We start from the raw sequence: 4,799 nt of genomic DNA, 5'->3' as shown, positions 1-4,799 counted from the left end.
GCTTCGATGGCCGCGTTGAGGGCCAAGAGGTTGGTCTGCTCGGCAATCGAGCGGATCACATCCAGCACGCTGACGATCGACGCCACGTCCTGCTGCAGGCTGTCCAGCGAGGTGCCGCTGTTGCGAATGTCGCTGACCAAGGCATGGATCTGCTGGATGCTGCCATCCACCACGCGCTTGGCGGTCTGCCCTTCTTCGTCGGTCTTCTGCGCCGCCACCGCTGCACCCTGGGCACTGCGGGCCACTTCCTGGGCGGCAGAAGACATCTCGTTGATCGCCGTGGCCACCTGATCGGTTTCGTGGCGCTGGCGCTCCATGGCCTGTTCCGAACGCTGGGCCTGCTCCGACACCTGGGTCACCAGGCCAGTGAGCTGGCCGGTCATCTCGGTGATCTGCCGCACCAGACCGTGGATTTTGTCGACAAACCGGTTGAACGAGCCCGCCAGGTCCCCCAGTTCGTCCTGGCTGGTAATTGCCAGGCGCCGAGTCAAGTCACCCTCGCCCGCGGCGATGTCGTCCAGGTTGAGCTTCATCAGGTTCAGCGGCCGCAGGATGGTGTTGGCCACCAGCATGCCCAGGGCCGCAATCACCAGCAGCACCACCGCCGCCACCCCGACAATGCTCAACACCATGCCTTCCATGCGCTCGTTGACCCCGGCTTCCACCGCCGCCACCTGGGCGTCGATGCCGTCGATGTTCACCGAGGAGCCGATCACCATGTCCCACTTGGGCAGGTACTCGGTGTAGCCCAGTTTGGGCACCAGCACATCGCTGCCCGGCTGGGTCGAGCTGTACTGCACGTAGTGACTGCCGTCCTTGGCGACCCGCACCAGCTCGCGGTTGACGTAGACGCCGTTGGGGTCGCGGTTGTCCTTGAAGCTCTTGCCCACGCCATCCGGGCTGTTGCCCTTGAACAGGCGCACGGTCTCGGAGTCGTAGCCGAAGAAGTAACCGTCCTTGCCATAGGTGATGTTCGACAGCAGCTTGACCACCTCGGCGCGAGCCGCCTGGTCGCCACTGGCCGCCGCGTCGTACAGCGGCTTGACGGTGCTCAGGGCCACTTCGACGTAACCCTGCAAGGTGGCCTTGGATTCACTCATCAAGCGCTGGCGGGTCTCGTCGACCTGCTTTTTCGCCTGTTCTTTAAGCATGAACACCGTGGTCAGGCTGATCACTACCGCAAACAGCAAAACCGGGAGTACCGCGAGGGATAGAACTTTGGCCTTCAGGCTTAGGCGCATAGGAGGTCACTCTTGATTTTATTGGGCGTGATAAGCCGTTAACGGCTGGCCGAATCAAAAGTTGAGCCCCGCGCTCGCCCCGCGCTCGCGTAGAAGCCGGCTTGCCGGCGAAGCCCTCCACCGGCAAACCCCTCTTCTATACACAGGGGCGCCAAAGCGGGCGTCAGAGGACCATCGCCGCCACCCAGCCAAAGGCCAGCAGCGGCAGGTTGTAGTGCAGGAAGGTCGGCACCACGGTGTCCCAGATATGGTGATGCTGGCCGTCGATATTCAGCCCCGAGGTCGGCCCCAGGGTCGAGTCGGAAGCCGGCGAACCAGCATCGCCCAAGGCTCCGGCGGTGCGACGATGCACACGATCGCCAGCGGGCTGAAGCCCAGTTGCACACACAAAGGCACAAAGATCGCCGCCAGGATCGGCACCGTGGAAAACGACGAGCCGATGCCCATGGTCACCAACAGCCCCACCAGCAACATCAACAGCGCACCCACGCCCTTGCTGTGGCCGATCCAGCTGGCCGACGTCTCCACCAGGGTTTTCACATCGCCGGTGGCTTTCATCACCTCGGCGAAACCCGAGGCGGCAATCATGATGAAGCCGATCATGGCCATCATCTTCATGCCTTCGGTGAACAGGTCATCCGTCTCGCGCCAGCGCACGATGCCCGACACCGAGAACAGCAAAAAGCCACACAAGGCGCCGATGATCATCGAGTCCAGCAGCAACTGGACGACGAACGCGACAATGATCGCCAGCCCGGCCACCAACAGTGTCCGCGGGTTGTAGCTCACCTGCACCTGCTCGACTTTCTCGATACGGTCCAGGTCGTACACGCGCTTCTTGCGGTAGCTGATCAAGGCCAGCAACAGGCCGCAGAGCATGCCCAACGCCGGGATGCCCATGGCCTGCGTGACGTTGACCTGGCTGATGTCGACGCCGCTGCGGGCCACGTTGGCCAGGAGGATTTCATTGAGGAAAATGTTGCCGAAGCCCACGGGCAGGAACATGTAGGGCGTGATGAGGCCGAAGGTGATGACGCAGGCGATCAGCCGCCGGTCCAACTGCAACTTGGTCAGCACATACAGCAGCGGCGGCACCAACAGCGGAATAAAGGCGATGTGGATCGGCAGGATGTTCTGCGAAGCAATGGACACCACCCACAACAGGCCGATCAACAGCCACTTGACCTGGCCGCTGCCAGTCGCGTCCTGGCGGTCCACCAGCAGCAGGATCTTGTCCGCCAGGGCGTGGGCCAGGCCGGACTTGGCGATGGCCACCGCGAACGCACCGAGCAAGGCGTACGACAGGGCCACCGTGGCACCGCCACCCAGGCCACTGTTGAAGGCCTTGAGCGTGGCCTCGATACCCAGGCCGCCGGTCAACCCGCCCACCAGCGCGCCGACAATCAGCGCGATCACCACATGCACGCGGGACAGGCTGAGGATCAGCATCACGCCAACCGCGGCAATTACAGCATTAATCATCATGACCTCATTACGGCGCCGATAAAAAACGGCGCACAGGAGCAGGGTCCAGCCAGAGGGCCAAGCAGGCCGCCGCCGGATAAAAAGTGGGTTCTTATTAGAGGGCGCGCACTTTGCAGGAGCTGGCCCGGCTTGTCAAAAACAAGGCCATTACAGCCGCTTATCCCGGCATTAGCCTGTGAAAAACTGTGGTTTTCTGCCCCGACGGCAGTTAAACAAGCGTTTAAAGATGAGCCAACCACGGCCGATAAGGTGGCGAAGTCGCAGATATTTATCGAACAAGGACCTCTGCATGTTGCCCAGACAACTCTCCATTCAATGGAAAATCACCCTGCTCGCCGGACTCTGTCTGCTGGGCATCGTGACCCTGCTGGTAGGCCTGTCCCTGTATCGCATGGAACACAGCTCCGAGCTGGTCAAGGCCTCGAGCATGGAGATGCTCAACGAAGCGGCCCAGGCGCGCATCGAAGCCCAAGGCGAAGTGCAATCCCTGGCGATCCGCGAGCAATTCATGGATGCCTACCAATATGGCCACGGCTTCTCGCGCCAGGTGCTGTTCCTCCGGGATCAGGCGGAAAAACGCTTCCTGGATGCCTTCGACCTGCGCGAAGACATGACCCGCCAGGTCAAGTCGGCCTTGCAGAACAACCCCGAGCTGCTGGGCCTGTCCCTGGTGTTCGAGGCCAACGCCCTAGACGGCAAGGACGAATTGTTCGCCGACCAGAGCGAACTGGGCAGCAATGAAAAGGGCCGCTTCGCCTTGTACTGGTCGCAGTCCAGCCCCGGCCAGCTGAAGTCCATGGCCTTGCCCGAAAGCGACATGCAAGACACCCAGCGCGGGCCCAGCGGCGAACCGGCCAACGCCTGGTTCACCTGCCCGCGCCAGACCCTCCAGCCCTGCGTGATCGAGCCCTACTTCTATGTGATCGACGGCCAGAAGGTGCTGATGACCAGCATCGTCTTCCCGTTGCTGGTCAACGGCAAAGTGATTGCCTCGCTGTCGGTGGACATCAACCTCAACAGCCTGCAAGCCATGAGCCAGAGCGCCAGCCAGCGCCTGTACGACGGCCAGACCCACGTCAGCATCATCAGCCCGGTGGGCCTCCTGGCTGGCTACAGCCCGGACGCCAGCAAACTCAGCCAGCGCCTGGAGAGCGTGGACCCGGCCAGCGGTGCGGAGCTGATTCGCCTGCTGTCCGCCAGCACCCGCCCCCAGAGCCTGCACAGCAACCAGCAACTGAAGGTGCTGGCGCCCTTCAGCCCGATTCCTGGGGGCAAACCCTGGGGCGTGCTGCTGGATGTGCCCGAGCAGGTGCTGGTAGGGCCGGCCGAAGCCTTGAAAGACAAGCTCGATGCGAGCAATCAAAGCGGCACCCTGATCGAGCTGGGCCTGGGCCTGTTGGCCACGGTGCTCGGCCTGCTGCTGGTGTGGCTGATGGCCCGCAGCGTGACCCGGCCGATCCTCGGCGTGGCCCATATGCTGGAAGACATTGCCAGCGGCGAAGGCGACCTGACGCGACGCCTGGCCTACGACAAACAGGATGAACTGGGCCAGTTGGCCGGCTGGTTCAACCGTTTCCTCGACAAGCTGCAACCGATCATTGCCGAGGTCAAACGCTCGGTGCAGGACGCCCGTGGCACCGCCGACCAATCCTCGGCCATCGCCACCCAGACCAGCGCCGGCATGGAACAGCAGTACCGCCAGGTCGACCAGGTGGCGACCGCTTCCCATGAAATGAGCGCCACCGCCCAGGACGTTGCCCGCAGCGCAGCCCAAGCGGCCCATGCGGCTCGCGATGCCGACCAGGCCACCCTTGAAGGGCTGCGGGTGATCGACCGCACCACCACCCACATCGGCCACCTGGCCAGCGACATGAGCAGCACCATGAGCCAGGTCGAAGGCCTGGCCGCCGACAGCGAGAAGATCGGGTCGGTACTGGAAGTGATCCGTTTCCATCCGCCGAACAGAACCAACCGTCGCTGGCCCTCAACGCCGCCCATCGAGGCCGCCCGGGCCGGTGAGGCCGGACGGGGCTTTGCGGTGGTCGCCGACGAAGTGCGCAACCTGGCCCGACG

Annotated in this window: 2 protein-coding genes and 1 pseudogene; 1 reads left to right on the top strand and 2 read right to left on the bottom strand. The window is 63.2% G+C overall.

The genetic code is table 11. The features are described from left to right. Both M1B34_RS31155 and M1B34_RS31150 read right to left on the bottom strand, forming a co-directional pair. Window positions 1–1,241 (bottom strand): methyl-accepting chemotaxis protein (locus M1B34_RS31155; RefSeq protein WP_268267122.1); only part of this gene is annotated, 1,241 nt, incomplete at its 3' end. A 163-nt stretch (window positions 1,242–1,404) separates the two neighbouring features. Continuing rightward, window positions 1,405–2,720, bottom strand: a pseudogene (locus tag M1B34_RS31150) (Na+/H+ antiporter family protein). A 295-nt stretch (window positions 2,721–3,015) separates the two neighbouring features. On the opposite strand from M1B34_RS31150, the gene M1B34_RS31145 reads away from it, so the two are divergent. Continuing rightward, window positions 3,016–4,799 (top strand): methyl-accepting chemotaxis protein (locus M1B34_RS31145; RefSeq protein ID WP_268267121.1); only part of this gene is annotated, 1,784 nt, incomplete at its 3' end.

This window comes from Pseudomonas morbosilactucae, assembly GCF_023241715.1.
Lineage (GTDB): Bacteria > Pseudomonadota > Gammaproteobacteria > Pseudomonadales > Pseudomonadaceae > Aquipseudomonas > Aquipseudomonas morbosilactucae.
The sequence above is the reverse complement of the archived record's forward strand: the minus strand, read 5'-3'. Positions and strand labels throughout refer to the sequence as shown.